The 23,085-nt window shown below is 71.9% G+C and carries 21 protein-coding genes; 11 read left to right on the top strand and 10 right to left on the bottom strand.

The window, feature by feature from the left end:
- Window position 1: 1 nt before the first annotated feature.
- The gene (locus tag AB0L37_RS26635) at window positions 2-1,276 is read right to left on the bottom strand and encodes a M6 family metalloprotease domain-containing protein (protein WP_365510344.1); all 1,275 of its coding nucleotides are present in this window, start codon (window positions 1,274-1,276) and stop codon (window positions 2-4) included.
- 225 nt (window positions 1,277-1,501) lie between these two features.
- Here AB0L37_RS26635 and AB0L37_RS26630 point away from each other — a divergent pair, with 225 nt between their 5' ends.
- Window positions 1,502-2,167: a helix-turn-helix domain-containing protein gene (locus AB0L37_RS26630; protein WP_365510341.1), complete on the top strand. Its 666-nt coding sequence runs from the start codon at window positions 1,502-1,504 to the stop codon at window positions 2,165-2,167.
- A 94-nt stretch (window positions 2,168-2,261) separates the two neighbouring features.
- The gene (locus AB0L37_RS26625) at window positions 2,262-3,785 is read left to right on the top strand and encodes an MFS transporter (protein WP_365510338.1); all 1,524 of its coding nucleotides are present in this window, start codon (window positions 2,262-2,264) and stop codon (window positions 3,783-3,785) included.
- Between the two features lie 9 nt (window positions 3,786-3,794).
- Here AB0L37_RS26625 and AB0L37_RS26620 read toward each other — a convergent pair whose 3' ends face one another.
- Window positions 3,795-4,301, bottom strand: coding sequence for a MarR family transcriptional regulator (locus AB0L37_RS26620; protein WP_365510516.1), 507 nt, complete (start codon window positions 4,299-4,301; stop codon window positions 3,795-3,797).
- 123 nt (window positions 4,302-4,424) lie between these two features.
- On the opposite strand from AB0L37_RS26620, the gene AB0L37_RS26615 reads away from it, so the two are divergent.
- Window positions 4,425-5,192 carry a class III extradiol ring-cleavage dioxygenase gene (locus AB0L37_RS26615; RefSeq protein ID WP_365510513.1) on the top strand — a complete coding sequence of 256 codons (768 nt, stop codon included), beginning with the start codon at window positions 4,425-4,427 and terminating at the stop codon, window positions 5,190-5,192.
- Between the two features lie 46 nt (window positions 5,193-5,238).
- Here AB0L37_RS26615 and AB0L37_RS26610 read toward each other — a convergent pair whose 3' ends face one another.
- A complete protein-coding gene (locus AB0L37_RS26610) occupies window positions 5,239-6,300 on the bottom strand; it encodes a questin oxidase family protein (RefSeq protein WP_365510335.1) in 1,062 nt (353 codons plus the stop codon).
- A 48-nt stretch (window positions 6,301-6,348) separates the two neighbouring features.
- Window positions 6,349-6,888: an N-acetyltransferase family protein gene (locus tag AB0L37_RS26605; RefSeq protein WP_365510332.1), complete on the bottom strand. Its 540-nt coding sequence runs from the start codon at window positions 6,886-6,888 to the stop codon at window positions 6,349-6,351.
- Between the two features lie 163 nt (window positions 6,889-7,051).
- On the opposite strand from AB0L37_RS26605, the gene AB0L37_RS26600 reads away from it, so the two are divergent.
- Entirely contained in the window at window positions 7,052-8,071 is a 1,020-nt protein-coding gene (locus AB0L37_RS26600; protein WP_365510329.1) for a sigma-70 family RNA polymerase sigma factor, read from the top strand.
- A gap of 271 nt (window positions 8,072-8,342) precedes the next feature.
- Here AB0L37_RS26600 and AB0L37_RS26595 read toward each other — a convergent pair whose 3' ends face one another.
- Window positions 8,343-9,329 carry a YafY family protein gene (locus AB0L37_RS26595; RefSeq protein WP_365510327.1) on the bottom strand — a complete coding sequence of 329 codons (987 nt, stop codon included), beginning with the start codon at window positions 9,327-9,329 and terminating at the stop codon, window positions 8,343-8,345.
- Window positions 9,330-9,468: 139 nt separating this feature from the next.
- On the opposite strand from AB0L37_RS26595, the gene AB0L37_RS26590 reads away from it, so the two are divergent.
- A complete protein-coding gene (locus tag AB0L37_RS26590; protein ID WP_365510510.1) occupies window positions 9,469-10,914 on the top strand; it encodes an MFS transporter in 1,446 nt (481 codons plus the stop codon).
- Window positions 10,915-10,932: 18 nt separating this feature from the next.
- Here AB0L37_RS26590 and AB0L37_RS26585 read toward each other — a convergent pair whose 3' ends face one another.
- On the bottom strand, window positions 10,933-12,201 hold the full coding sequence (locus AB0L37_RS26585) for an extracellular solute-binding protein (RefSeq protein WP_365510324.1): 1,269 nt from the start codon (window positions 12,199-12,201) through the stop codon (window positions 10,933-10,935).
- A gap of 61 nt (window positions 12,202-12,262) precedes the next feature.
- Here AB0L37_RS26585 and AB0L37_RS26580 point away from each other — a divergent pair, with 61 nt between their 5' ends.
- From AB0L37_RS26580 to AB0L37_RS26555, 6 genes are all read left to right on the top strand, one after another.
- The gene (locus AB0L37_RS26580) at window positions 12,263-12,886 is read left to right on the top strand and encodes a TetR family transcriptional regulator (protein WP_365510321.1); all 624 of its coding nucleotides are present in this window, start codon (window positions 12,263-12,265) and stop codon (window positions 12,884-12,886) included.
- A gap of 45 nt (window positions 12,887-12,931) precedes the next feature.
- Complete coding sequence (locus tag AB0L37_RS26575) at window positions 12,932-13,696, top strand: glucose 1-dehydrogenase (RefSeq protein WP_365510318.1); 765 nt, start codon at window positions 12,932-12,934, stop codon at window positions 13,694-13,696.
- Between the two features lie 208 nt (window positions 13,697-13,904).
- Window positions 13,905-14,666, top strand: coding sequence for a DeoR/GlpR family DNA-binding transcription regulator (locus AB0L37_RS26570; protein ID WP_365510316.1), 762 nt, complete (start codon window positions 13,905-13,907; stop codon window positions 14,664-14,666).
- Window positions 14,667-14,719: 53 nt separating this feature from the next.
- Window positions 14,720-15,667 carry a 1-phosphofructokinase gene (gene pfkB, locus AB0L37_RS26565; RefSeq protein WP_365510508.1) on the top strand — a complete coding sequence of 316 codons (948 nt, stop codon included), beginning with the start codon at window positions 14,720-14,722 and terminating at the stop codon, window positions 15,665-15,667.
- 118 nt (window positions 15,668-15,785) lie between these two features.
- Window positions 15,786-17,783 (top strand): fructose-specific PTS transporter subunit EIIC, encoded by a 1,998-nt coding sequence (locus AB0L37_RS26560; RefSeq protein WP_365510313.1) that lies wholly within the window; start codon window positions 15,786-15,788, stop codon window positions 17,781-17,783.
- Window positions 17,784-17,881: 98 nt separating this feature from the next.
- Window positions 17,882-18,139: a hypothetical protein gene (locus tag AB0L37_RS26555; RefSeq protein WP_365510310.1), complete on the top strand. Its 258-nt coding sequence runs from the start codon at window positions 17,882-17,884 to the stop codon at window positions 18,137-18,139.
- Between the two features lie 52 nt (window positions 18,140-18,191).
- On the opposite strand, the gene AB0L37_RS26550 is transcribed toward AB0L37_RS26555, so the two are convergent.
- The 4 genes from AB0L37_RS26550 to AB0L37_RS26535 all read right to left on the bottom strand — a co-directional run bounded on the left by AB0L37_RS26550 (window position 18,192) and on the right by AB0L37_RS26535 (window position 22,866).
- Window positions 18,192-18,953 (bottom strand): DUF6227 family protein, encoded by a 762-nt coding sequence (locus AB0L37_RS26550; protein WP_365510308.1) that lies wholly within the window; start codon window positions 18,951-18,953, stop codon window positions 18,192-18,194.
- 156 nt (window positions 18,954-19,109) lie between these two features.
- Entirely contained in the window at window positions 19,110-20,303 is a 1,194-nt protein-coding gene (locus AB0L37_RS26545) for an Ig-like domain-containing protein (protein ID WP_365510305.1), read from the bottom strand.
- A gap of 151 nt (window positions 20,304-20,454) precedes the next feature.
- Window positions 20,455-21,582 carry a P1 family peptidase gene (locus AB0L37_RS26540; protein WP_365510302.1) on the bottom strand — a complete coding sequence of 376 codons (1,128 nt, stop codon included), beginning with the start codon at window positions 21,580-21,582 and terminating at the stop codon, window positions 20,455-20,457.
- A gap of 69 nt (window positions 21,583-21,651) precedes the next feature.
- Window positions 21,652-22,866 carry a low temperature requirement protein A gene (locus AB0L37_RS26535; protein WP_365510299.1) on the bottom strand — a complete coding sequence of 405 codons (1,215 nt, stop codon included), beginning with the start codon at window positions 22,864-22,866 and terminating at the stop codon, window positions 21,652-21,654.
- Window positions 22,867-23,085: the final 219 nt, after the last annotated feature.

Raw genomic sequence — 23,085 nt, 5'->3', positions numbered from 1 at the left:
CTCACCGCCGGGTGACGTACACCCGATAGTTGCCGGACGAGTCGGCCCCGCCCACGGAGATCCGTACCCCCGACTTCCGGTCCCGGAAAACCTCCCCGGGCCGGAACGGCGCGTCGGACAACTCCGCGTGCACATTGGGCCGCCGCGTACACCCCCCACTGTCCGGCGTGGAGTCCTCCACGGTCACGGGCCCGTGCCCGGTGTCCACATCCGCGTCGACCTTGTAGATCAGCACCCCGGGCCGGCACACGGCCTCGTCGTTGCCTTCCTGCGTGCGCACCTCGACGGCGTACCCCGTCTTCTCGGTGAGCGGCACGAACGCCATCTTCGTCCCGCCGTCCCGCCCGAGCGGCGTCAGCAGATGCTCGGTGGTGCCGGGCTGCGCGGCGCAGCCGATCTGGGAGTCGTCGAGCCAGCCCAGCTTCCACTTGTGCCAGCCGAGCAGATCGTTCCCGACGCCCCAGTCCTCGCTCATGATGTCCCAGTGCCCGACGGCCCCGCCGCCGTCCTGGGTGTAGAGGTCGGGCAGCCCGAAGACGTGCCCGTTCTCGTGCGGCAGCACCCGGTAGCCGGTCTCGTCGTAGCTGCCGGAGCCGTCGTCCTGGCGGGAGTACACGAAGGAGACGTTGGACAGCGGGGCGCCGTCGGCGACCGGCGCCTCGTGGTTCCCGGCGAACGTCACGGACAGCACGGTGTCCAGGGCGGACGGACCCGCGTTCGGGGTGGTCAGGATGTTCACCAGGTCGTAGCTGCGGAAGTCGACGTCCTGGTCGGCGGCCGCCACGATGTCGTCGACGAGCTCGCGGTAGCCGGGCTCGAAGGGGGCGCCGCGCTCTATCCCGTACGCGGAGAACGGCTTCGGCATCCGCAGCCAGTGCTGGACGGGGGCCTCGGGCCGGTAGTCGAGACGCCCGTACGAACCGGTCTCGAACCACTTCTGGGTCTTCGGGAAGAACTCGCCGAGCCGGTCCATCGCCGTGCCCTCACCGGGCGCGTCCGGGAAGTCGATCATGAGGTTCAGGGCGCGGACGGTACCGGTGGAGCGGGCGTAGCCGGGGGAGGTGGGCACGCCCTCCGACATCTGGACGCCGAGCGTGCCACGGATCATGCAGGGCCCGAGCGACGTGGCCCGCGCCTGGGCCACGGGGCCCGCCGCGGTCGTCGAGCCGTCGAGCAGCCGGCCGGTGCTCGCCGTCATGGTCAGCGCGAGGGCCACCGCGGTGGCACCGGCGAGCATCGCGCCACGTCGGCCCCCGCGTATCCGCTGCTGCCGCATTCGACCCGCCTCACACTCGGCTCCGTTTCGATCACCCTGTGTCGAGGCGCGGCGCGCCGCGCGCTGGGTGCGCCGATCGTGGGTTTCTGCCGCACGGGAGGTGTGAGCCAGGTCACAGGCGAGCCGGGAAATAACCGGGGACGCTCTCCCCGTTTAGCTCTGTGTCCGCGTGAAGCGGGGACTCGCTCCCCGGATACGCGCCCCACACGACCGAAGGAGCCCGCCGTGGCCACCGCCACCGCTACCGAGCAGCCGCAGTGCCGCGCCCCGCGCCCGCGGGCCGATGCCGTGCGCAACCGGGAGCGGATCGTTGCGGCCGCACGGGAACTTCTGGTCGAGTACGGGACCGAGCTCCCGCTCGACGAGGTCGCCCGCCGGGCCGGTGTCGGCAACGCGACGCTGTACCGCAACTTCAAGGACCGCGGCGAACTGATGCACCACGTCGTCCTCACGGTCACCGACCACGTCACCGAACACGCGGAGCAGGCGCTCGCTGCCGAAGAAGCCGGCGAGAAGACCGCGTTCGAGGCGCTGCGTGCCTTCGTGCACCTGGCGGCCGACGAACGCATCGGCGCCCTCTGCCCGATGCTGAACGCCACCTTCGACAAGGAACACCCTGACGTCCTCGCGTCCCTCGACCGGCTGACCGTCGGCATCGAGGAGCTCATCGGGCGGGCCCGCACGTCGGGCCAATTGCGCACCGATGTCGGCGTCGGGGACCTGATGATCGCCCTCTCCCAGCTCACCCGGCCGCTGCCCGGCAAGGCCTGCCTGGACTTCGACCGCTTCGTACACCGTCATCTTCAGCTGTTCCTCGACGGCCTGATGACACCCGCCCGCTCGGAACTCCCGGGCGAGGCCGCGACCTTGGAGGACCTCCGCCAGGACTGAGGCCCGGCCTCACCCGCCGTAGCGCACCACCTTCAGCTTCGTAGCACCGTAAAGAACCGTTTTCTCACGCTTATTCACGACTTGGAGTCCCGCTGTGGGTACCCCCTTGCCGGAAACGGCACCCGATTCCCGGCGCTGGAAGGCCCTCGCCTTCATCGCGCTCGCCCAGCTGATGGTCGTCCTCGACGCCACCATCGTGAACATCGCCCTGCCGTCCGCCCAGACGGACCTCGGCATCTCCGACGGCAACCGCCAGTGGGTCATCACGGCGTACGCGCTGGCCTTCGGCGGTCTGCTGCTCTTCGGCGGCCGGATCGCCGACAAGTGGGGCCGCAAGCAGACCTTCGTCACCGGTCTGATCGGCTTCGCGCTCGCCTCGGCGCTCGGCGGTGCCGCGCAGAACGAGGCCATGATGCTCGGCGCCCGCGCCCTCCAGGGCCTGTTCGGCGCCCTGCTCGCGCCGGCCGCCCTCTCCCTGCTCGCCGTCATGTTCACCGACGGCAAGGAGCGCGCGAAGGCGTTCGGCATCTACGGTGCGATCGCCGGTGGCGGTGGCGCCGTCGGCCTGATCCTCGGCGGCTTCCTCACCGAGTACCTGAACTGGCGCTGGACGTTCTTCGTGAACATCCCGTTCGCGGTCGTCGCCGTCCTCGGCGCCGTCTTCGTCATCCGTGAGCCGGCCGGCACGCGCAACCGCGCGCCGCTCGACATCCCGGGCGTCATCCTGTCCACGCTCGGCCTCGTCTCGCTGGTCTACGGCTTCACGCGCGCCGAGTCCGAGGGCTGGTCGGACCCGACCACCATCGGCATGTTCGTCGCGTCGGCCGTCCTGCTCCTGGCCTTCGTCGTCACCGAGGCCAAGGTGAAGCACCCGCTGCTGCCGCTGCGCGTCGTCGCCGACCGCAACCGCGGTGGTGTCTACGCGTCCCTCGGCCTCGCCGTGATCGCGATGTTCGGCCTGTTCCTCTTCCTGACCTACTACCTGCAGATCGTGAAGGGCTTCTCGCCGGTCAAGACCGGCTTCGCGTTCCTGCCGATGATCGTCGGCATGATCACGGGCTCCACGCAGATCGGCGCCCGGCTGATGACGCGGGTCCCCCCGCGCCTGCTGATGGGCCCCGGCTTCCTGCTGGCCGCGCTCGGCATGGGTCTGCTGACCCAGCTCTCGGTCGACGCCTCGTACGCCGGTCTGATCCTGCCCGCGCAGCTGATGCTCGGCCTCGGTATGGGTACGGCGTTCATGCCCGCCATGTCGATGGCCACGATGGGTGTCGAGCCGCGGGACGCCGGTGTCGCCTCCGCGATGGTCAACACCTCGCAGCAGGTCGGCGGCGCCATCGGCACCGCCCTCCTGAACACGATCGCGGCCTCGGCCACGACCGCGTACATCGCGGACCACGCGGCCGGTGCGACCAACCAGCAGCTGCTCCAGGCCCAGGCCATGGTCAGCGGTTACACCCACGCCATCTGGTGGGCGGTCGGCATCCTGGTCGTCTCGGCCACGATCGCCTTCACGCTGATCAACAGCGGCGTCCCGGGCGCCGGCGCTCCGGCCGCGTCCTCCGGTGACACCGAGGGCGCCGAGGACGAGGTCCTGGTCCCGGTGATCGCGCACTGACCCCCGGCACTACCTGAGCCAGGGGAGGTCCGCCCCGGCCTCCTTCGGCTGAAGTCCCTCGGCGACGATCCGCATGATCTCGCCGAGGGACTTCTGCTGTTCCGGGGTGAGCCGGTCGAACAGGGCCTGGCGGACGGCGGCGACATGGCCGGGCGCGGACCGCTTCAGGACCTCCAGGCCGTCGTCCGTGAGGACCGCGAACTGGCCGCGCTTGTCCGACGGACAGTCCTCGCGCCGCACCCACCCGTTCTTCTCCAGCCGGGCGACGGCGTGCGAGAGCCGGGAGCGGGTGATCTTGGCGTTGATCGCCAGCTCGGTCATCCGCAGCCGCCGCTTCGGCGCCTCGCTGAGCGCGACCAGGAGCCCGAAGTAGACGTGCGGCATCTTCGCGTCACGCTGCAACTGGCGGTCGAGGTGGTCTTCGAGCAGCGTGGTGGCGTGGAGGTACGCGCGCCAGGTCAGCTGCTCGTCGTCGGTGAGCCACTGCGGCTCGTCGGGGGTGTGGTCGGGCTCCATGGCATCCATCGTAAAGACCTCCTTCTTGAATATTAAACAAACCGGCGGTACGTTCGTCAGTACCCAAAGCTTGAAACTTCAAGGAGGCTGGTCGCCGTGTCCACCGCACCCGCGCCGGAGCGCATGCCCGCGCTCTACCTCTCCCACGGAGCCCCGCCGCTCGCCGACGACGCCCTGTGGACCGGACAGCTCGCCGACTGGTCCGCCGACCTGCCCCGCCCGAAGGCGATCCTGATGGTCTCGGCGCACTGGGAAGAGGCCCCCCTCGCCCTCGGCGCCGTCGAGACGGTCCCGCTCGTGTACGACTTCTGGGGCTTCCCCGAGCACTACTACCAGGTGACGTACGCCGCCCCGGGCGCGCCCGAACTCGCCGATTCCGTACGGAAGTTGCTGCGCGCCCCGGGCATCCCGGTGCAGGACGTGCCGGACCGCGGCCTCGACCACGGCGCGTACGTCCCGCTGGTCGAGATGTACCCCGGCGCCGACATCCCGGTCCTCCAGGTCTCCATGCCGACGCTCGACCCGCAGAAGCTGATGGACATCGGCCGCCGGCTCGCGCCGCTGCGCGACGAGGGCGTCCTGATCGTCGGCTCCGGATTCTTCACCCACAACCTCGCGGCGCTGCGGCACACCGGCGGCGGCGTCCCGGCGTGGTCGGCGGAGTTCGACGACTGGGGGCACCGGGCGCTGGACGCGGGCGACGTGGACGGGCTGCTCGACTTCACGCACAAGTCGCCGGCCGGCGCCCTGGCCCACCCGCGTACGGAGCACTTCGCCCCGCTGTTCGTCACGATGGGCGCGGCGGACGCCGCCGGTGATCTCGGCAGCCAGCGGTCGGTGATCGACGGGTTCTGGCTGGGGCTCGCGAAGCGGTCGGTGCAGTTCGGCTGAGTGTGCCCGCGGCGTTCAGAGCTGCGGCGTTCAGACCTGCGGGCGTTCAGACCAGCGGCGCGCTGATCTCGATCGCGCGCAGCGCCGCGGCCAGCGCCCGCTCGTCGCCGACGTCGAGGGCCGTGTCGGTCAGCTTGATGACGTGCTCGTCGCCGTGGGCCAGGGCCCGCTCGACGACCTCCTCGGCGGTGAAGGTGCCCGGCGCCTTGTAGTCGACGGGGGCGTCCGGCGCGTACATCGCGGTCACCGCCGCCGACGCCGTCCAGGACGCGGCGAGGCTCGGCGCCCACAGGTGCCGGGGGAGCGCGGGCAGGGTGCGCAGGACCGCGTTGGGCGCGGTCGCCGCGTGGACGAGCATGGTCTCCTCGCCGTGGCCGTGCGTCGCGTACCGGTGGGTGGCCGCGCGGACCAGGTCGGCGAGGCGGGCCCGGGCCTCGTCGGGGTCGGTCACCGAGGCCGCCCACACCGGCAGGGCCGTGACCCGGCCGAGCAGCTCGGAGAACTCGCCGCTCGACGGGTTCGCGATCGGCACCACGGCGTCCAGGGCGGCGGCGGGGTCCGTCGGGTCCGTCGGTCCCTGCCGTACGGCGATGCCGCCGACCGTGCGGTGGCGGGCGGCCCAGTAGCCGAGGCCGTGCGCCAGTTCGGTGCGGCGCGGGTCGGTCGGCACGGCGTCCGGGGCGGTGGCGAGCAGTGTGCGCACGGCGTGCCCGACGCGGATCACCGGGTGCGTCGAGCCCCCGTACATGCCGGGCAGCAGGCGCGGCCACCACTCGGCGAGCACGTCGCGCCAGGGCCGCTCCCCGACCTCGCGCGTGAAGTACGCGATCCAGTCCGCCGCGCGGCGCGGATCGCCGAGCGCCTCCCGCCAGTTCCCCGCGGTGACGGGCTCGCGCCCGGCGGGGAACTCCTCCAGGCGCGGCGCGTACAGGTCGAGCCAGCGGTGCACCGCCCCGGCCTGCCCGCGCGAGGCCAGCGCCTCGACGGCCATCGGGGCGTGATTGGTGAGATGCCCGAGCCGCTCGGGCCCGCTGCTGTGCAGCCGCTCCAGTGCCTCGTCCAGCGTGCCGGTGGTGTCGCCCGTGATATCGCCCGTGATCTCGGTCATGGCGGGAGAGTAGGCGCGGGCGCTCCCGGCCCGTAACGGTCTGCGGCCCTAGTCCTTGCGGCCGAGCTCCTTCTCGTACCAGGCGACGTCCCAGTACGAGCCGAACTTCCTGCCCACTTCCTTGTACGTGCCCACGTAGGTGAAGCCGAAGCGGGTGTGCAGCCGGACCGAGGCTTCGTTGGGCTGGGTGATGCCCGCGTAGGCGCGGTGGACGTCCTCGTCGGCGAGCGCCTCGAAGAGCGCCTTGTAGAGGAGCGTGCCGATGCCCCGGCCGCCCGCGCCGGGCGCGCAGTAGACGGTGACCTCCACCGACGTGTCGTACGCCGCCTTCACGCGGAACGGGCTGGACGTGGCGTACCCGAGGATCGGGCCGAAAGTCCCCTCCTTGTGTTCCTGCGCAACCAGGAGGCGGTGCCGGCCGTCTTCTGGATGGGAGAGCAGCCAAGGACGTCGCTCTTCGGGAGTGAAGACGGCCGTGTCGAATGTGATCGGCGTCTCACGTACGTAGTGGTTGTAGAGGTCCGTGAGAGCCGCGAGGTCACCCTCGACTCCCGGCCTGACCTGCACCTCTGTGAGCTCCGACGACATCCCGTCTCCCCTCTTCGCGCGGTGTGGCGCGACAGGGTACTGCATGATCACAAAAAAGATGGGGCGGCTTGGGAATTCTGTCCGGATTCCAGTCGTTGTTTCCTTCGGAAGCAGGGCACCCGCGAGGGTGTACGAGCCGACCTACCACCGCAAGGGAGCACGCATGGCAACCCGTGCCGTAGCCCGTCGTAAGTCCGCCACCTCCGGCGAGACTGTCGCGGCACGCAGTGTTCGCGCCGTAGGCGGGGAGATCGCCGACCGCGACCTGGTCGGCATGTACCTCGACGAGATCGCGCGGACACCGCTGCTCGACGCAGCCAAGGAAGTCGAGCTTTCCCAGACCATCGAGGCGGGCGTGTACGCCCGGCAGATCCTCGACGGCGAGCTCGGCGACTTCGGGGACAGCGCCGCCGCGGGCAAGGCGACCCGCGAGGAGCTGGAAGCGCTGGTCGAGGCGTCCGAGAAGGCCAAGGACATCTTCATCAAGTCGAACCTGCGCCTGGTCGTGGCGGTCGCCCGCCGCTACCCGCGCAGTGGTCTGCCCCTGCTCGACCTGATCCAGGAGGGGAACGCGGGCCTGGTGCGCGCCGTCGAGAAGTTCGACTACCGCAAGGGCTTCAAGTTCTCCACGTACGCGACCTGGTGGATCCGCCAGGCCATCACCCGCTCCATAGCGGACCAGTCCCGCACCATCCGTCTCCCCGTCCACCTCGTCGAGGAGCTGGGCCGCATCCGCCGCGTCCAGCGCGAGTTCAACCGGGAGAACGGGCGGGACCCGGAGCCCGCGGAGATCGCCGCGCAGCTCGACAAGACGACCCCCGAGCGCGTCGTCGACGTCCTGGACTGGGCCCGTGACCCGGTCTCGCTGAACATGTCGGTGGACGACGACGGCGACACCCAGTTCGGCGACCTCCTCGAGGACACGTCGGCGGTCTCGCCCGAGCAGTCCGTCCTGACGCTGCTGCGCAGCGAGGAACTCGACGACCTGATCGGCCGGCTCGACCAGCGCACCGCGTCCATCATCAAGATGCGGTACGGGATCGAGGACGGGCGGGAGCGGACGCTCACGGAGGTCGGCAAGGAGCACGGGCTGACCCGGGAGCGGATTCGGCAGATCGAGAAGCATGCGCTTCTGGAGCTGAAGAAGCTGGCCCGCGACACCGGGTTCGACGCCGCCGCCTAGCCGGCGCGGGGCGGAACAAAGGGGCGCCGGGGTTTTCGGCGCCCTTTCGTCTGCCCGGGGCCGTTCGTGCGCGGCCGCAGGTGATTCGTGGCTGGTCGCGCAGTTCCCCGCGCCCCTGAGATGCGCACTTCGTGCGCCATCTCATGGGGCGCTTCTCGTGAAGGCGCGCGTTCAAGCGCGCCCTAAGGGGCCGCGGCGAAGCCGCATGCTCCAGGGGCGCGGGGAACTGCGCGACCAGCCCCCACCGGACCCGCACCCGGCGACGAAACCCCTACCCCTCGATCGCCGCCGAGGACAGGCGCGCCCCCAACTCCCGTACGGCCGTGACCAGTTCCTCGGGCCCGCGGACCCGGAAGGCGAACCCCGTCATCGCGAGCCGCACCGCCGTCCACTCCACCGGCTGCGACACCGTCGCGACCAGCCGGCACGCGTCGCCCGACGGCAGGGCGACCGGGACGCCCACCACCGCCGGCACCCGCGCCGCGACCTCCTCGACCGGCGCCGCGAACTCCACGTCCATCTCGTACGTCGCGGCCCCCCGTGAGGACACCGAGCGCCGTACGAACTCCGCCGCATCCCCGTCCGGCACCTCCCGCGGAGCGAACCGCGCCCCGGTCGCGAACGGCTCCGACACCCGGTCGACCCGGAACGTGCGCCAGTCGTCGCGATCGATGTCGTACGCGACGAGGTACCAGCGGCGCCCCGTCGAGACCAGGCGGCAGGGTTCCACCAGACGGCGGGTGGCCGCGCCGTCGGCGGCCCGGTAGTGGAAGCGCAGCCGTTCCGAGCCCGCCGTGGCGGACGCGATCACGGTGAGCGTCTCGGTCGCGATCGTGGGGCCGTCGCCGAACGTGAGCGGGATCGTCGCGGCCTGGAGCGTCGAGACGCGGTGGCGAAGGCGCGACGGCAGCACCTGTTCCAGTTTGGTCAGGGCCCGCAGCGATGCCTCCTCCACGCCCTCGACGGCGTGCCCGGCCCCGGCGCGCAGGCCCACCGCGATCGCGACGGCCTCCTCGTCGTCGAGGACGAGCGGGGGGAGTGCCTTGCCCGCGACGAGGCGGTAGCCGCCGTCGGAGCCCAGCGTGGCCTGCACGGGATAGCCCAGATCGCGCAGGCGGTCGATGTCCCTGCGGACCGTGCGGCGCGACACGTTCAGCCGGTCGGCGAGTTCGCCGCCCGGCCATTCGCGCGGGGTCTGCAGGAGCGAGAGGAGTTGGAGCAACCGGCCCGGGGTGGTGTCGGAGGTTGTCGTCGTCATGTTTCAAGGATGCCGTCCATCTAGGACACGACCTGACCTAGATGGGTTTTAGGTTTTCCGTATGACTTCAACAGCAGCTCCGTCAGTGGATTCAGTGGACGTCGCCGACCGGCGACGCTGGTACGCCCTGGCCATCGTGATGACGGCCGCGTTCATGGACCTCGTCGACGTCACCATCGTCAACATCGCCCTGCCGACCATCCGGCAGGACGAGGGCGCGACGGACGGCCAGATCCAGTGGATCACCGCCGGTTACGCGCTGGCCTTCGCGGCGCTGCTCATCACGGGCGGCCGCCTCGGCGACATCTTCGGCCGCAAGCGGCTCTTCCTGCTCGGCATCACCGGGTTCACGATCGCGTCCGCGCTGTGCGGCTTCGCGGCGAACCCGGAGATGCTGGTCGCGTCCCGGATCCTCCAGGGCGGCATGGCGGCGCTGATGGTCCCGCAGGTCCTGTCGATCGTGCACGCCACCTTCCCGGCGCACGAGCGCGGCAAGGTCTTCGGCCTGTTCGGCGCGATCGTCGGGCTCGGCGCGGTGACGGGACCGCTGCTCGGCGCGCTGCTCACCGAGTGGAACATCGCGGGCCTCGAATGGCGCCCGATCTTCCTCATCAACCTGCCGGTCGGCATCGCCGCCCTGATCCTCGGCTCGCGCGTCATCACCGAGTCCAAGGCGCCCAAGGCGCTCAAGCTGGACCTCGTCGGCGTCGTCCTGGTCACCCTCGCCATGCTGGCGCTCGTCTACCCGCTGACCCAGGGCCGCGAGAACGGCTGGCCGGTCTGGGGCTTCGTGATGATGGCGGCGTCCGTCGTGATCGTCGTGGTCCTGGTCGCGTACGAGAGGGCGAAGACCCGGCGCGACGGCTCCCCGCTGATCGAGCTGTCCCTGTTCAAGGTGAAGAGCTTCGCGGGCGGCATCGCCGTGCAGACCGTCTTCGGCCTCGCGATGGGCATCTTCTTCCTGACGTGGACGCTCTACATGCAGCTCGGCCTCGGCTGGAGCGCGCTGCGGGCGGGCCTGACGGGCGTGCCGTTCTCCATCGCGGTCTCGGTGGCCGCCGGTATCTCCGTGCAGAAGCTGGTCCCGGTCTTCGGCCGCAAGGTCCTCCAGGCGGGCGCGCTGCTGTTCGCCGCCGGCATCCTCATCTACGTATGGGAAGCGGGCCACTACGGGCTCGGCATCGCCTCCTGGCAGATGGCGCTCCCGCTGGTCGTGATGGGCCTCGGGATGGGTCTGATCGTCGCGCCGCTGACCGACGCGATCCTCTCCGAGGTGCCGCGTGAGCACGCGGGTTCGGCGTCCGGCCTGATCAACACGGTGATGCAGATGGGCAACGCGCTGGGCCTCAGCCTCGTCTCCGTCGTCTTCTTCAACGTCGTCGAGGACCACCTGCGCCAGGGTGCGGGCAGCGTCGCCTTCATCGACGGCTTCCGCCACGCGCTGCTGTGGGCGGCGGCGGTCATGGTCGGCATCTTCCTGCTGATGTTCGCGCTGCCGAAGAACCCGGTCGTGGCTTCGGAGCCCGCCGACGGCGAGGTCCCCGCGCAGGACGCCGCCGAGGAGGAGCGCGAACTGGTCGGCTGACCCTCGCGTTCACCCCGCTCAGGCGCTGGACTGCCCCACCTGGTCCAGCGCCTGAAGCACGTCCCGGGGCCGCCCGCCGGAGGTCACCGCCGCGCCGATCCGCTCGCGCACGGCACTGCGTACGGTCGGCCACGACGCAAGGCCCACCGGGTGGAACTCGGCGTCCGGCATCTGGTCGACGAACGCCCACAGCTCCCGCTGCGACCGGTCCGCCCGCAACTGCTCCGACCCCGACACGGTCACCGGCAGCGTGGCCTGCCCGCCGCCGTACGTCTTCGCGGAACCGGTGCTGAACAGGAACGTCAGGAACGCGCCCGCCTCCTTGACGCGGCCGCCCGCGCGGAACGCCATCATCCAGTCGTTGAGCCCGACCGGCGGCGCCGGGTCCCCGTCCTTCTGCGGGAAGGGCGCGTGGTCGTACGGCAGCCGCGCCCGGTCGGCGGCGCCGAGCAGCACCGGGTGGGCGATGAGCATGCCGACCCGGCCCTTGAGGAACTCGGCGTACGCCTCGGTCCTGGTGAGCGTCGACGGGTCGGCGCCCGCGAGCCCGGGGGCGACGAGCTCGTCGCGCAGCCACGTCAGGGCGGCCTCGTTCGCGGTGGAGGAGAAGTCGTAGCCGCCGACGTCGGAGTAGCCGCCACCGCCGGCCAGGAGCCAGGTGAGGAGTTCGTCCTCGGCGGCCTCGGGGCCGAACTGGAGCGCGTACGGGGTCGGGACGCCGGCGGCCTTCAACGCCTGGGCGCAGGAGCGCAGTTCGGCCCACGAGGTGGGCGCCGCGGTGAGCCCGGCCTGCCGGAAGAGCGCCTTGTTGAAGAACAGCCGCGGGGTGCTGGCCAGGATCGGGATGCCGTACTGGACGTAGTCGGCGCGGCCCGCGTCGGCGAACGACGTGATGAAGTCCGCCTGCGTGGGGATTTCGAAGAGCTCGTCGACCGGGTAGAGCCCGCCGGCCTCCGCGTACGGCGCGAAGACGTGACCCTGCGCGATGTCCGGCGCGTGGCCCTCCTTGACCCGCCGCGCGAGCACCGCGTCGATCTTGAGGAACGGGACCCGCTCCACCTCGACGGTGATGTCCGGGTGCTTCTTCCCGAAGGCCTTCACGACGTCGTCCCACTGGTCGCCGATGGCGGCACCGACGCTCTTGTCGTAACTCGCGACGAGGAGCCGCAGCGTGACCTTGTCGCCGTCCCCCGAGCCGCAGCCGCTCATCGCCAGGGCCCCCGCCCCCGTCAGGCCCGCTGTCCGAAGGAGGAATCGTCGCCGCCGCACCGTGCTCGCCCCGCTCACCTATTGACATGGTCATTGTCTGGCGGTGGCAGATTGTGCCACATGGGCATATCCTGACTTCATGGCAGGGGTAGCAGGAACAGCAGGTGCGGCGACCACGCTGACGGAGCGGCGCAAGGCCGCGACCCGGCTCGACATCGCGCGCACGGCGGCCCGGCTCTTCACCGAGGGCGGGCTGCGGTCCACCCGCGCCGAGGACATCGCGCGGGCCGCGGGCATCGCCCCGCGCACCTTCTACCGCTACTTCGCGACCAAGGAGGAGGCCGTCGCGCCGCTCTTCGCCGCCGGGGCGCAGGAGTGGGCCGAGGCCGTGCGCGAGGCGCCCGCCGGCCTCTCCGTACCGGACGCGCTGCGGCACGCCGTGCGGCGCGCGCTCACCGCGGACGACCCGGCGAACGCGGCGTCCCTGGAGTGGGTGCGCGCCCTGCTGCGCCTGACGGACGAGTCCCCGGCGCTGCGGGCCGTCTGGGCGGACACCTGCCGCGTCTCGGAGTCGACGCTGGCGCGGATCCTCGCCGAGCGGACGGGCGCGGAGGCCGGCTCGCTGGAGCTGCGGCTGACCGCGGGGAAGGCGTCGACGGCGGTGCGCGTGGCGGTGGAGGCGTGGGCCGCGTCCGACAGCCCCGCCGCGGGGCCGGGCGGCCCGGCGGCGCTGGCGCTCGCATGCCTCGACGCGACCCCTTGATGAACCCCCGGGCCCGGATGAAGCCCCCGATGAAGTGGAGCCCCCATGAACGACCTCACCGGCAAGACCGTCCTGATCACCGGCGGAGCCCGCGGTATCGGCGGTGAAGTCGCCCGTACGGCGATAGCCGCCGGGGCCAACGTCGTCATCGGCGACGTCCTCGACGACGACGGCGAGGCCCTCGCCGCCGAGCTGGGCGAGCGCGCCCGCTACGTCCACCTCGACGTCACGGACGAGGAGGCGTGGCAGGCCGCGGCCGCGTACGCCACCGCCGAGTTCGGCCGGGTCGACGGGCTCGTCAACAACGCCGGCGTCTCCACCGGCATGCCGTTCGAGACGGAGAGCGTCGAGCGCTTCCGCAAGGTCCTCGACATCAACCTGGTCGGCGTCTTCGCCGGCATGAAGACCGTCGTCCCCGCGATGCGCGAGAACGGCGGCGGCTCCATCGTCAACATCTCCTCCGCGGCGGGCCTGATGGGCCTCGCGCTCACGTCCTCGTACGGCGCCTCGAAGTGGGGTGTGCGCGGCCTGACGAAGATCGCGGCGGTGGAGCAGGGCACGGCGGGGATCCGCGTGAACTCCGTGCACCCCGGCATGACGTACACCCCGATGACCGCCCAGGTCGGCATCCGGCAGGGCGAGGGCAACTACCCGAACACCCCGATGGGCCGGGTCGGCGAGGCCGACGAGATCGCGAAGGCCGTGGTCTTCCTGCTCTCCGACGACTCGTCGTACGTCACGGGCGCCGAGCTCGCGGTGGACGGCGGCTGGACCACCGGGCCGACGGTGAAGTACGTGATGGGGCAGTAGTCAGCAGGCAGTAGTCGTGCGGCGCCCGCCGCGGGCCCGGTCCTCCTTCCCGGAGGGCCGGGCCCTTTGCCGTACGGGCATCGGGACCAATGCCCGTTTGTGTCTGCGCAATGCCCGAACCTGTTTACTTTCCGGACATGCAGTCGTAGTCTCGCGATAGAGCAACACATTCGGGCACGCTCGGAGAAGAAGGCACAGGTAAACGGGCATGTACGCACCAGAGCGCCAGCAGGAGATCCTCCGCCTCGCCCGCGACGGCGGCCGGGTCGACGTGCTGTCGCTGGCCGAGGCGTTCCAGGTCACCGCCGAGACGATCCGGCGCGACCTGAAGGCCCTGGACCGGGCCGGACTCGTACGGCGCGTGCACGGCGGCGCCATCCCGGCCGGGCGGCTCGACTTCGAGCCCGACCTCGCCGAGCGGGAGTCCACCGCCGCCGACGAGAAGGACCGCATCGCGCGGGCCGCGCTCGCCGAGCTGCCGGCCGAGGGCAGCGTCGTCCTCGACGCCGGTTCGACGGTCGCCCGGCTCGCGGCCGCACTGCCGCTGGAGTCCGAACTCACCGTCGTCACGCACTCGTTGCCCACCGCCGCCCGGCTCGCCGACCACCCCGGCATCCAGCTGCACCTCATCGGCGGCCGGGTACGCCACCGCACCCGCGCCGCCGTCGACGCCTGGGCCCTGCGCGCCTACGCCGAGATCCGCGCGGACGTCGTCTTCCTCGCGGCCAACGGCTTCTCCGCCGAGGCCGGACTGACCACCCCCGACCTCGCGGAGGCCGCCGTGAAGCGCGCCGCCGTCGCCGCGGCCCGCCGGGTCGTGCTCCTGGCCGACTCGGGCAAGCATGGCCAGGAGCACTTCGCCCGGTTCGGCGACCTCGACGACGTCGACCTCCTCATCACGGACACCGGCCTCGCCCCCGAGGACGCGGCCGCGATCGAGGCGGCCGGCACGGAGGTGATCCGCGCATGACCCTCCCCTCTTCCCCCGGCACCACCCCGAGCACGAAAGCGGCGATCCGCTCCATGATCCTCACCGTCACCCCCAACCCCTCCCTCGACCGCACGTACGAGGTCCCCGGCCTCGACCGCGGTGAGGTCGTGCGCGCCAGTGGCGAGCGCATGGACCCGGGCGGCAAGGGCGTCAACGTCTCGCGGGCCGTCGCCGCCGCCGGAGCCCCCACGCTGGCGGTCCTCCCGCTGGGCGGCGCCCCGGGCGCGCTCGTCGCCGACCTCCTCGACGGTCAGGGCATCAAGGTCGCGCCCGTCCCGGTCGCGGGCCAGACCCGCTCGAACATCGCCCTCGCCGAGCCCGACGGAACGCTGACGAAGATCAACGCCCCGGGCCCCGAACTGACCCCCCAGGAAGCCGAGTCGCTGCTCTCCGCCGTCGGTGAGCAGTCCGCCGGCGCCGACTGGATCGCCTGCTGCGGCAGCCTGCCGAGGGGCCTCGAACCCTCCTGGTACGCCGAGTTGGTGGCCCGCGCGCACGCCGCCGGAGCCCGGATCGCCCTCGACACCTCGGGCCCCGCGCTCCTCGCGGCCCTGCGCGAACGCCCCGACGTCGTCAAGCCCAACGCCGAGGAGCTCGCCGAGGCCGTCGGCCGCCCGCTCGCCACGGTCGGCGACGCGGTCAAGGCGGCGGAGGAACTGCGGGAGTTGGGCGCGGTGGCCGTCCTCGCCTCGCTCGGCGCGGACGGCCAGATCCTGGTCGACGCGACGGGCGCATGGTTCGCCTCTGCCCCGGTCGACACCGTCCGCTCGAACGTCGGCGCCGGCGACTCCTCTCTCGCCGGCTTCCTGATCGCGGGCGGCACGGGCCCGAACGCCCTGGCCTCCGCGGTCGCCCACGGCGCGGCGGCCGTCCAGCTCCCCGGCAGCGCGATGCCGACACCGTCGGACCTCCGCCCGGAGCAGGTGACGCTGACCTCAGAGGTTCCCCTCGACAGGCCGCTCAAGGAGGCCGTGACGTGACACGCGCCTCAACGGGAGCGCCCCGAAGGGGCGCGGGGAACTGCGCGACCAGCCCCCACCAAGCCGCACCCGCCGTCCACCACCCCACCACGCAGATGCGTAGGCAAAGGAGCCCGCGATGAGCGAGATGATCACCGCGGACCTGGTCGACCTCGACCTGTCCGCCCAGAGCAAGGACGAGGCCGCCCGCTCCCTGGCGGAGCGCATGGTCGCCCAGGGCCGAATAACGGACCTGGACGGCTTCCTCGCCGACGTCGCGGCCCGAGAAGCCCAGATGCCGACCGGCCTCGACGGCGGCATCGGCATCCCGCACTGCCGCAGCGAACACGTCACCGAGCCCACCCTCGCCTTCGGCCGCGCAGCGCACGGCGTCGACTTCGGCGCCCCCGACGGCCCCGCCGACCTGATCTTCCTGATCGCGGCCCCGGCCGGCGCGGACGACGCCCACCTGACGATCCTCTCCTCCCTGGCCCGCCAGCTGATGGACGAGGACTTCAAGGCGGCCCTGCGCGCGGCGACCGACGCCGAGCAGGCGGCGGCCCTCATCCGCGGCGACGCACAGCCCGCCCAGGAGCCCGCCCCCGAGCCGGAGCAGCCCGCGACCCGGCCCGCGCCCAAGGCCTCGTTCAAGATCGTGGCCGTCACCTCCTGCCCCACCGGCATCGCCCACACCTACATGGCGGCCGAGTCCCTGGAGAACACGGCCCGCGACACCGACGGTGTCGAGCTCACCGTCGAGACCCAGGGCTCCGCCGGCTTCACCCGGCTCGACCCGGCCGTGATCGCAGCCGCCGACGGCGTGATCTTCGCCCACGACGTCCCCGTACGGGAGAAGGAGCGCTTCGCCGGAAAGCCGACGGTCGACGTCGGCGTGAAGGCGGGCATCAACCGCCCGGCCGAGCTCATCGCCGAGGTCCGCGAGAAGGCCGCCCGCGGCGAGACGTCCGCACCGGCGACGTCGTCCACACCTGTGGACAACTCCGGGGAATCCGGCGACGGTTACGGGACGAAGCTGCGCAAGTGGCTGATGTCGGGCGTCAGTTACATGGTGCCCTTCGTCGCGGCCGGCGGCCTGCTCATCGCGCTCGGTTTCGCGATCGGCGGCTACGAGGTCGCCGACGTCAAGGTCGAGACGCTGCTCAACAGCTTCGACTGGGGCTCCACGACCAGCTGGGCCGCGCTGCTCTTCTACACCGGCCAGGCGGCGTTCGCCTTCCTCGTCCCGGTGCTCGCCGGCTACATCGCGTACGGCATGGCGGACCGGCCGGGTCTCGTGCCCGGCTTCGTCGGCGGCTCGATCGCGCTGACCGTCAACGCCGGCTTCCTCGGCGGTCTGGTCGCCGGCCTCATCGCGGGCGGCGTCGTGATGGCGATCCAGAAGGTGAACGTCCCGGCCGTGCTGCGCGGCATCATGCCGGTCGTCGTGATCCCGCTGCTCTCGTCGATCGTCGTCGGCTTCCTGATGTTCGTCGTCATCGGCAAGCCCATCGCCTCGCTCCAGAGCGCCCTGACCGACTGGCTCAACTCCCTCTCCGGCGCCAACGCGGTCATCCTCGGCATCATCCTCGGCCTGATGATGTGCTTCGACCTGGGCGGTCCGCTCAACAAGGTCGCGTACGCCTTCGCGGTCGGCGGCCTCGCCAACCCCACCGACGGTTCGCTCAAGGTCATGGCCGCCGTGATGGCCGCCGGCATGGTGCCGCCCCTTGCGATGGCCCTCGCCACCACCGTGCGCGGCCGGCTCTTCACCAAGGCCGAGCGGGAGAACGGCAAGGCCGCCTGGGTGCTCGGCGCCTCCTTCATCACCGAAGGCGCGATCCCGTTCGCCGCGGCCGACCCGCTGCGGGTGATCCCCGCCTCGATGGCGGGCGGCGCGGTCACCGGCGCCCTGTCGATGGTCTTCGGCTGCACGCTGCGCGCCCCGCACGGCGGCATCTTCGTGGTCCCGCTGATCGGCAACGCCTTCCTCTACCTGATCGCCATCGCGGCGGGCGTGTGCGTCTCGGCCGCCCTGGTCGTCGCACTGAAGGGGATGCGGAAGCCGGCCCCCGAGACCCTCGCCACCGCCGAAGAGGCGTCCGCCGTACCGGAGTCGAAGGTCCCGGCCGCCGCCTGAAAGCACCCCTACGAGGGGCATGGCAGGAACTGTCCGTTCCTGCGAGATACGTCACGGTCCGGGACCAAAGTCCCGGACCGTGGTGTTCACTGGACCGCATGCCTGAGCACGTGTCGATCCTTCAGCAGATAGGCCTGGCGCTCCTCGCGATCGCCACGGTGGCCTGGGTGGTCGGTCTGGTCCGCCTCGTGCGCGCCGTCGCCGCCGTGCCGCCGGAGCCGCTGCCCCGCTCCCGAGCGCTGCCGCTGGGCCTGCTGCCCGGGCAGTCGCAGGCGCCCGCGGTGGAGTCCGTGCCGCTGTCGGCCGACGAACAGGACGCGTTCGCCGGTCTGGTACGGCAGTTCAGCCGCGGTTAGCGGCCGAGACGCGGTCGGTATCGGCCCTGGTCGGCGCCGGCCATGATCGGCGTCAGCCGTGATTGGCGGCCGAGGCGCGGTGCTCGATCGCCGTGCGTGCCGCCGCCTGCGTCAGATAGACCTCGCACATGTGCCGGCCGTCCGGCGTCGCCGTGTGCTCGACCTCCCAGAGGCTGACCTCGCACCCGTCACGCAGCAGGAACGCGTGCTCGTACAGCGCGAAGCCGGGGCTGATACGGCGGCCGAACGCCTGCGTGATCTGGTGCGCGCACGCCTCCCGCAGCAGCCGCGCCGTGCCGGGCCCGGGGCGGGTCGTCGCGTCCGGGTTCTCCGCGCGGCGCAGCAGCCTGCGGGCGTGGTCGACGGAGCTGTCCGGGTCTGCGGGTCCGAAGGCGCGGCGCTGCGGCGGGACCGGCGGCAGCTGCACCGGCGCGATCGGGACTTGGAGGTCGAACGCGGGGGCCGCCTCCGGGGGCAGCGGCAGCCGCCCCGTCGCCAGATGCAGCTCGTCCTCCGAGACGTACACCTCGTGCTGGGGTAACCCGTCCCGGCCCGTGTTGTGCACCAGCTCCCACAGCGTGAGGGAACGGCCGTCGGCGAGCAGCCACGTGTGCCGGTACGTCTCACGGTGCAGGCCCGAGCTGTGGTGCGCCGAGTGCAGCGACGTGTCGTACGCGAGGGCGGTGGCGAGCAGGCCCAGGGTCTCCTCGGGCAGCTCGAAGGAGTTCAGCGCGCGGCCCAGCAGACGGGCCAGTTCGTCGTCGGGCCCGGCCGCGGGAGCTGCGGTCGGCTCGAAGTCGTACGGAACGCTCAAGGCACCTCCCGGCATCGCTGCATGTCACCTTGTGGGTGCATACCGTAGCCCCTGGGTCCGACATCATGTCCACGAAATCGCAAACGGGGAAGGGGTATTGGGCAACGTGCCTGCACAACGGGCCGGCCGCGCGGGAGGTTCCCGATCAGGCGGGCCCTAGACGGCGCTGCCCGCGGTCCACTGGCTCCACGCCATGTTCCAGCCGTTGAGGCCGTTGTCCGGCGCGATCGTGCTGTCGTGCGAGTTCTTCATGACCACGACGTCGCCGACGAGCGAGTGGTCGAAGAACCACTTGGCGACGGTGTCGCCGCCCGCGCCCTTCACGTCCCGCATGCCGACGCAGCCGTGGCTGGTGCCCTGGCTGCCGAAGATGCCGGGGGAGCTCCAGTAGTTGCCGTGGATGAACGTGCCCGACTGCGACAGGCGCATCGCGTGCGGCACGTCCGGGATGTCGTACTCGCCGCCGAAGCCGACCGTCGAGCCGTTCATCCGCGTCTGCGTGAACTTCTCGGAGATCACCATCTGTCCGTTGTAGGTGGGATGTTGGGCGCTGCCCGTCGACACCGGGACCGTCCGGACCGTCCGTCCGTCGCGTACGACCGTCATCTGCTGCGTGTTCGCGTCGATCGTGGAGACCTGGGCGCGGCCGACGGTGAAGGTGACCGTCTTCTTCTGCACGCCGTGCACGCCGTTCGCCCCCTCGACACCGTCGAGGTCGATCTTCATCGTGACCTTGGAGCCGGCCTTCCAGTACTCCGCGGGCCGGAAGTCGAGGCGCTGCGCGCCGAACCAGTGGCCGACGACGCGCTGTCCGCTGCTGGAGGAGACCGTGATGTGCGACTGGACGGCCTTCTTGTCCGTGATCGCCTTGTCGAACGTGAAGGAGACCGGCATCCCGACGCCGACCGTCGCGCCGTTGTCCGGGGTGTACGTGCCGATGAAGCTGTGCGCGCCCGACACCGTCGTGAAGATCGAGTTGGCGGCGGCCGTGTGACCCTCGCCGTCCTTCGCGGTCGCGGAGATCCGGTACTTGGTACCGCGCGCCAGCTGCCCCTCGGGCTTCCAGGACGCGCCGTTCGCGCTGAGGGCGCCCGCGATCCGCTTGCCGGTGGCGGCCTCGGTCATCCTCACGCCGGTCAGCTTTCCTTCGCTGACCTCGACGCCGGTCGCGTTGATGGACGCGCCGGTCGAGCCGTCCTTCGCGGAGATGGTGATCCGCGGGGCGTCCTGTGCGCCGCCGTCCTCGCCGCCCCCGTTCCCCTCGGCGCTCGCGCTCCCGCCGCAGGCCGTGAGGGTGAGCGCGCCGAGGGTGAGTGCGGCCCACGCGACGACTATGTTCTGCTTCCTCACGGTCTGCTCCACTTCCTCTTCCTTTTGCTCTTTCACCGGTCTTCCGCTGTTCCGCGCAGATGGTCCGGTACGAGGGGAGAGGGCGAGGGGGAGTGCGGGGTTCCGCCCGGCTGGTGTGAAGGCGGACACAGGCGGAGCCGCGGGGGCGTGGTCACGGGGTGGTGGGCCGAGCCTCCGCGTCGTACGGGCCGTAGAGGTCGCCGTAGGCCGGATACGGGCGGCTGCCGTCCTCGCCGGCCGGGTCGGCCGCCCGCACGGCCCGTACGATCGCCCGCGTCACCAGATCCGCCCCCGCGGCCAGGATCTCGTTGAGCGCGAGCGGGCTCGCGGCGTCGAGCGGCCGGTCGCCGGTGGCGAGGGCGAAGACCGTGTCGCCGTCGTTCAGCAGGTGGACGGGGCGCACGGCGCGCGCGATGCCGTCGTGCGCGGTGCCCGCGACCTTCTGCGCCTGGGCACGGGTGAGGTCGGCGTCGGTGGCGACGACGGCGAGGGTGGTGTTCAGGGGCGCGGGCCCGCTCGCGGCGGCCAGGTCGGCGAGGCGCTTGCGGGCCGCCTCGTGGACGGCGGGGGCGGGGTACGTCACCGGGCCCGTGCCCGCGAAGAACTCCCCGTACAGCGCCCCGGTCGCCGGATCCACCGCAGAGCCGGCCGCGTTGGCGACGACCAGCACCGCGACCGTGATGCCGGAGGCGAGCACCGTGGACGCGGTGCCGATGCCGCCGCGCAGCGGGCCGACGAGGGCGCCGGTGCCCGCGCCCGTACTGCCTTCCCGGACGGGGGAGTTGAGGCCGGCCGCCGCCGCTGCCTCGACCGCGGCGCGGCCCGTCGACGCGTCGGGACGGGCCCGCCAGTCGCCGCCGCGGCCGAGGTCGAAGACACAGGCCGCGGGCACCACGGGGACGACCTGCCCGGGGCCGCCCACCGGGACGCCGCGTCCCCGCTCCTCCAGCCACGCCATCACGCCCGACGCCGAGTCGAGCCCGTACGCGCTGCCGCCGGTCAGGACGATCGCCTCGACGCGCTGCACCAGGTTGCGCGGGTCGAGGGCGTCGGTCTCCCGGGTGCCGGGGCCGCCGCCGCGCACGTCGACGGCGGTGACGGCGCCGCCGGGCGGGGCGAGCACGACGGTCGTGCCGGTCAGGAAGCCGTCACCGGTGAGGGTGGCGTGACCGACGCGCAGGCCGGTCACGTCGGTGAGGGCGTCGTTTCGGGCGTCGCTTCCGGCGTCGTTCCGGTCGTCGTTCCGGGCGGGGCCGGGGCGCGGGGTGGTCGGTGTCATGGCCCATGCGTACCACGGCAGTTGACCCCGGCCCGGGGCCCGCGACGGCTACGGCGTCCGCGGCACCGGTCAGGCGGAGCGCGCGGAGAGGCTCACCCCGACGACCACGGTGAGCGCCATCGCGACCCCTGCCGCGAGCACCGCCCACTGCCCGGCGAACGTCGCCGCGAGCACCAGCACCGCGCACACCGGCAACGTCAACTGCTGTGCCAGGCCCACTTTGAAGAACCGCGCGTGCAGCGCCCACACCATCGCCAGGAACACCGCCGTCGGCACGGTCACCGCCGCCGACGCCGCCGTCGTGGACAGGTGGGCCTCGCCGACCGCCTGCTCGACGGCGACCTCGATGCCCGCGCCGATCGCCGCCGCCGACGCGAAGATGAGGTAGTGGCCGTAGCCCCACACGAACGCCTGCCGGTTGCTCCGCAGCCGGTCGTGGATCGGCACCGCGAAATAGATCCACCAGGCCGCGAACACGATCAGCAGGCCGCCGGCCGCGATCGGCAGCAGCTCGCCCAGTGCGTCGTTCTCCTCGATGCCGGACTTCACCGCGACCGTCGCCGCGGCGACGGTCTCGCCGAGCACGATGATGGTGAACAGGCCGTAGCGCTCGGCGATGTGGTGCGGATGCCAGGACGTCTGCCGGTCCCGCTCCGCGTACACCGGAACGCACATCTCCAGGACCACCATCGCCAGGAACACCCCGTTCTGCGCGGCACCCGCCGGCACGAACTGGAGGGCGAGCCAGCCGACCTGGCACAGCATCACCCCGCCCGCGTACCGCAGCGCGACCTTCCGCTCGGCGCCGCCGCTCGCGGCCGCGGCGCGCAGCCAGTGCGTCGCCATCGCGACCCGCATGATCAGGTAACCGAGCCAGACGACCGTGAAGTTGTCGTGCTCGAAGGCCTGCGTGACCCCGGCCGCCAGCACCAGCACGCCCGCGATCTGCACGAGCGTGACGACCCGGTACAGCGCGTCGTCGTTGTCGTACGCGGAGGCGAACCAGGTGAAGTTCATCCACGCCCACCAGATCGCGAAGAAGATCCGCGCGTAGTCGAACACCCCGCTGCCCGCGTGCCCCTCGGCGACGGCGTGCACCAACTGCACCCCGCCCTGCGCCACGGCCACGACGAAACACAGGTCGAAGAAGAGCTCCAACGGTGACGCGACCCGATGCTCCTCGTCCCGCCCCCGCTCGACCATGCGGCGGACGGGGGACCGGTGCGGCGGGACGCCGTGCGGGTGCGGCGCGTCCGGGTGCGGCGCGTCTGGTGTGGTGGTCATGCGTCCAGCACAGCAGATCGCCCCACGGCGTGTGCGAACCGGCACGCATGCGTCCGCGCGGGTCAGGCGTCCCGGCAGCAACGGCACGACGACCGTTCTCCGGAGCCGACGTCATCGCGCACGGCATCGGCTCGCCACGCACCAGGTGCCGAACGGGCGCTGACCGCAGGGACCTTGGTCGCGGTGAACCATGACCCTTCGGGGTGCTCGCGAGGCGAC

The organism is Streptomyces sp. NPDC052225 (genome assembly GCF_040679615.1).
Classification (GTDB): Bacteria; Actinomycetota; Actinomycetes; order Streptomycetales; family Streptomycetaceae; genus Streptomyces.
Note: the sequence above shows the minus strand (reverse complement) of the source record. Positions and strands in the feature narration are given on the sequence as shown.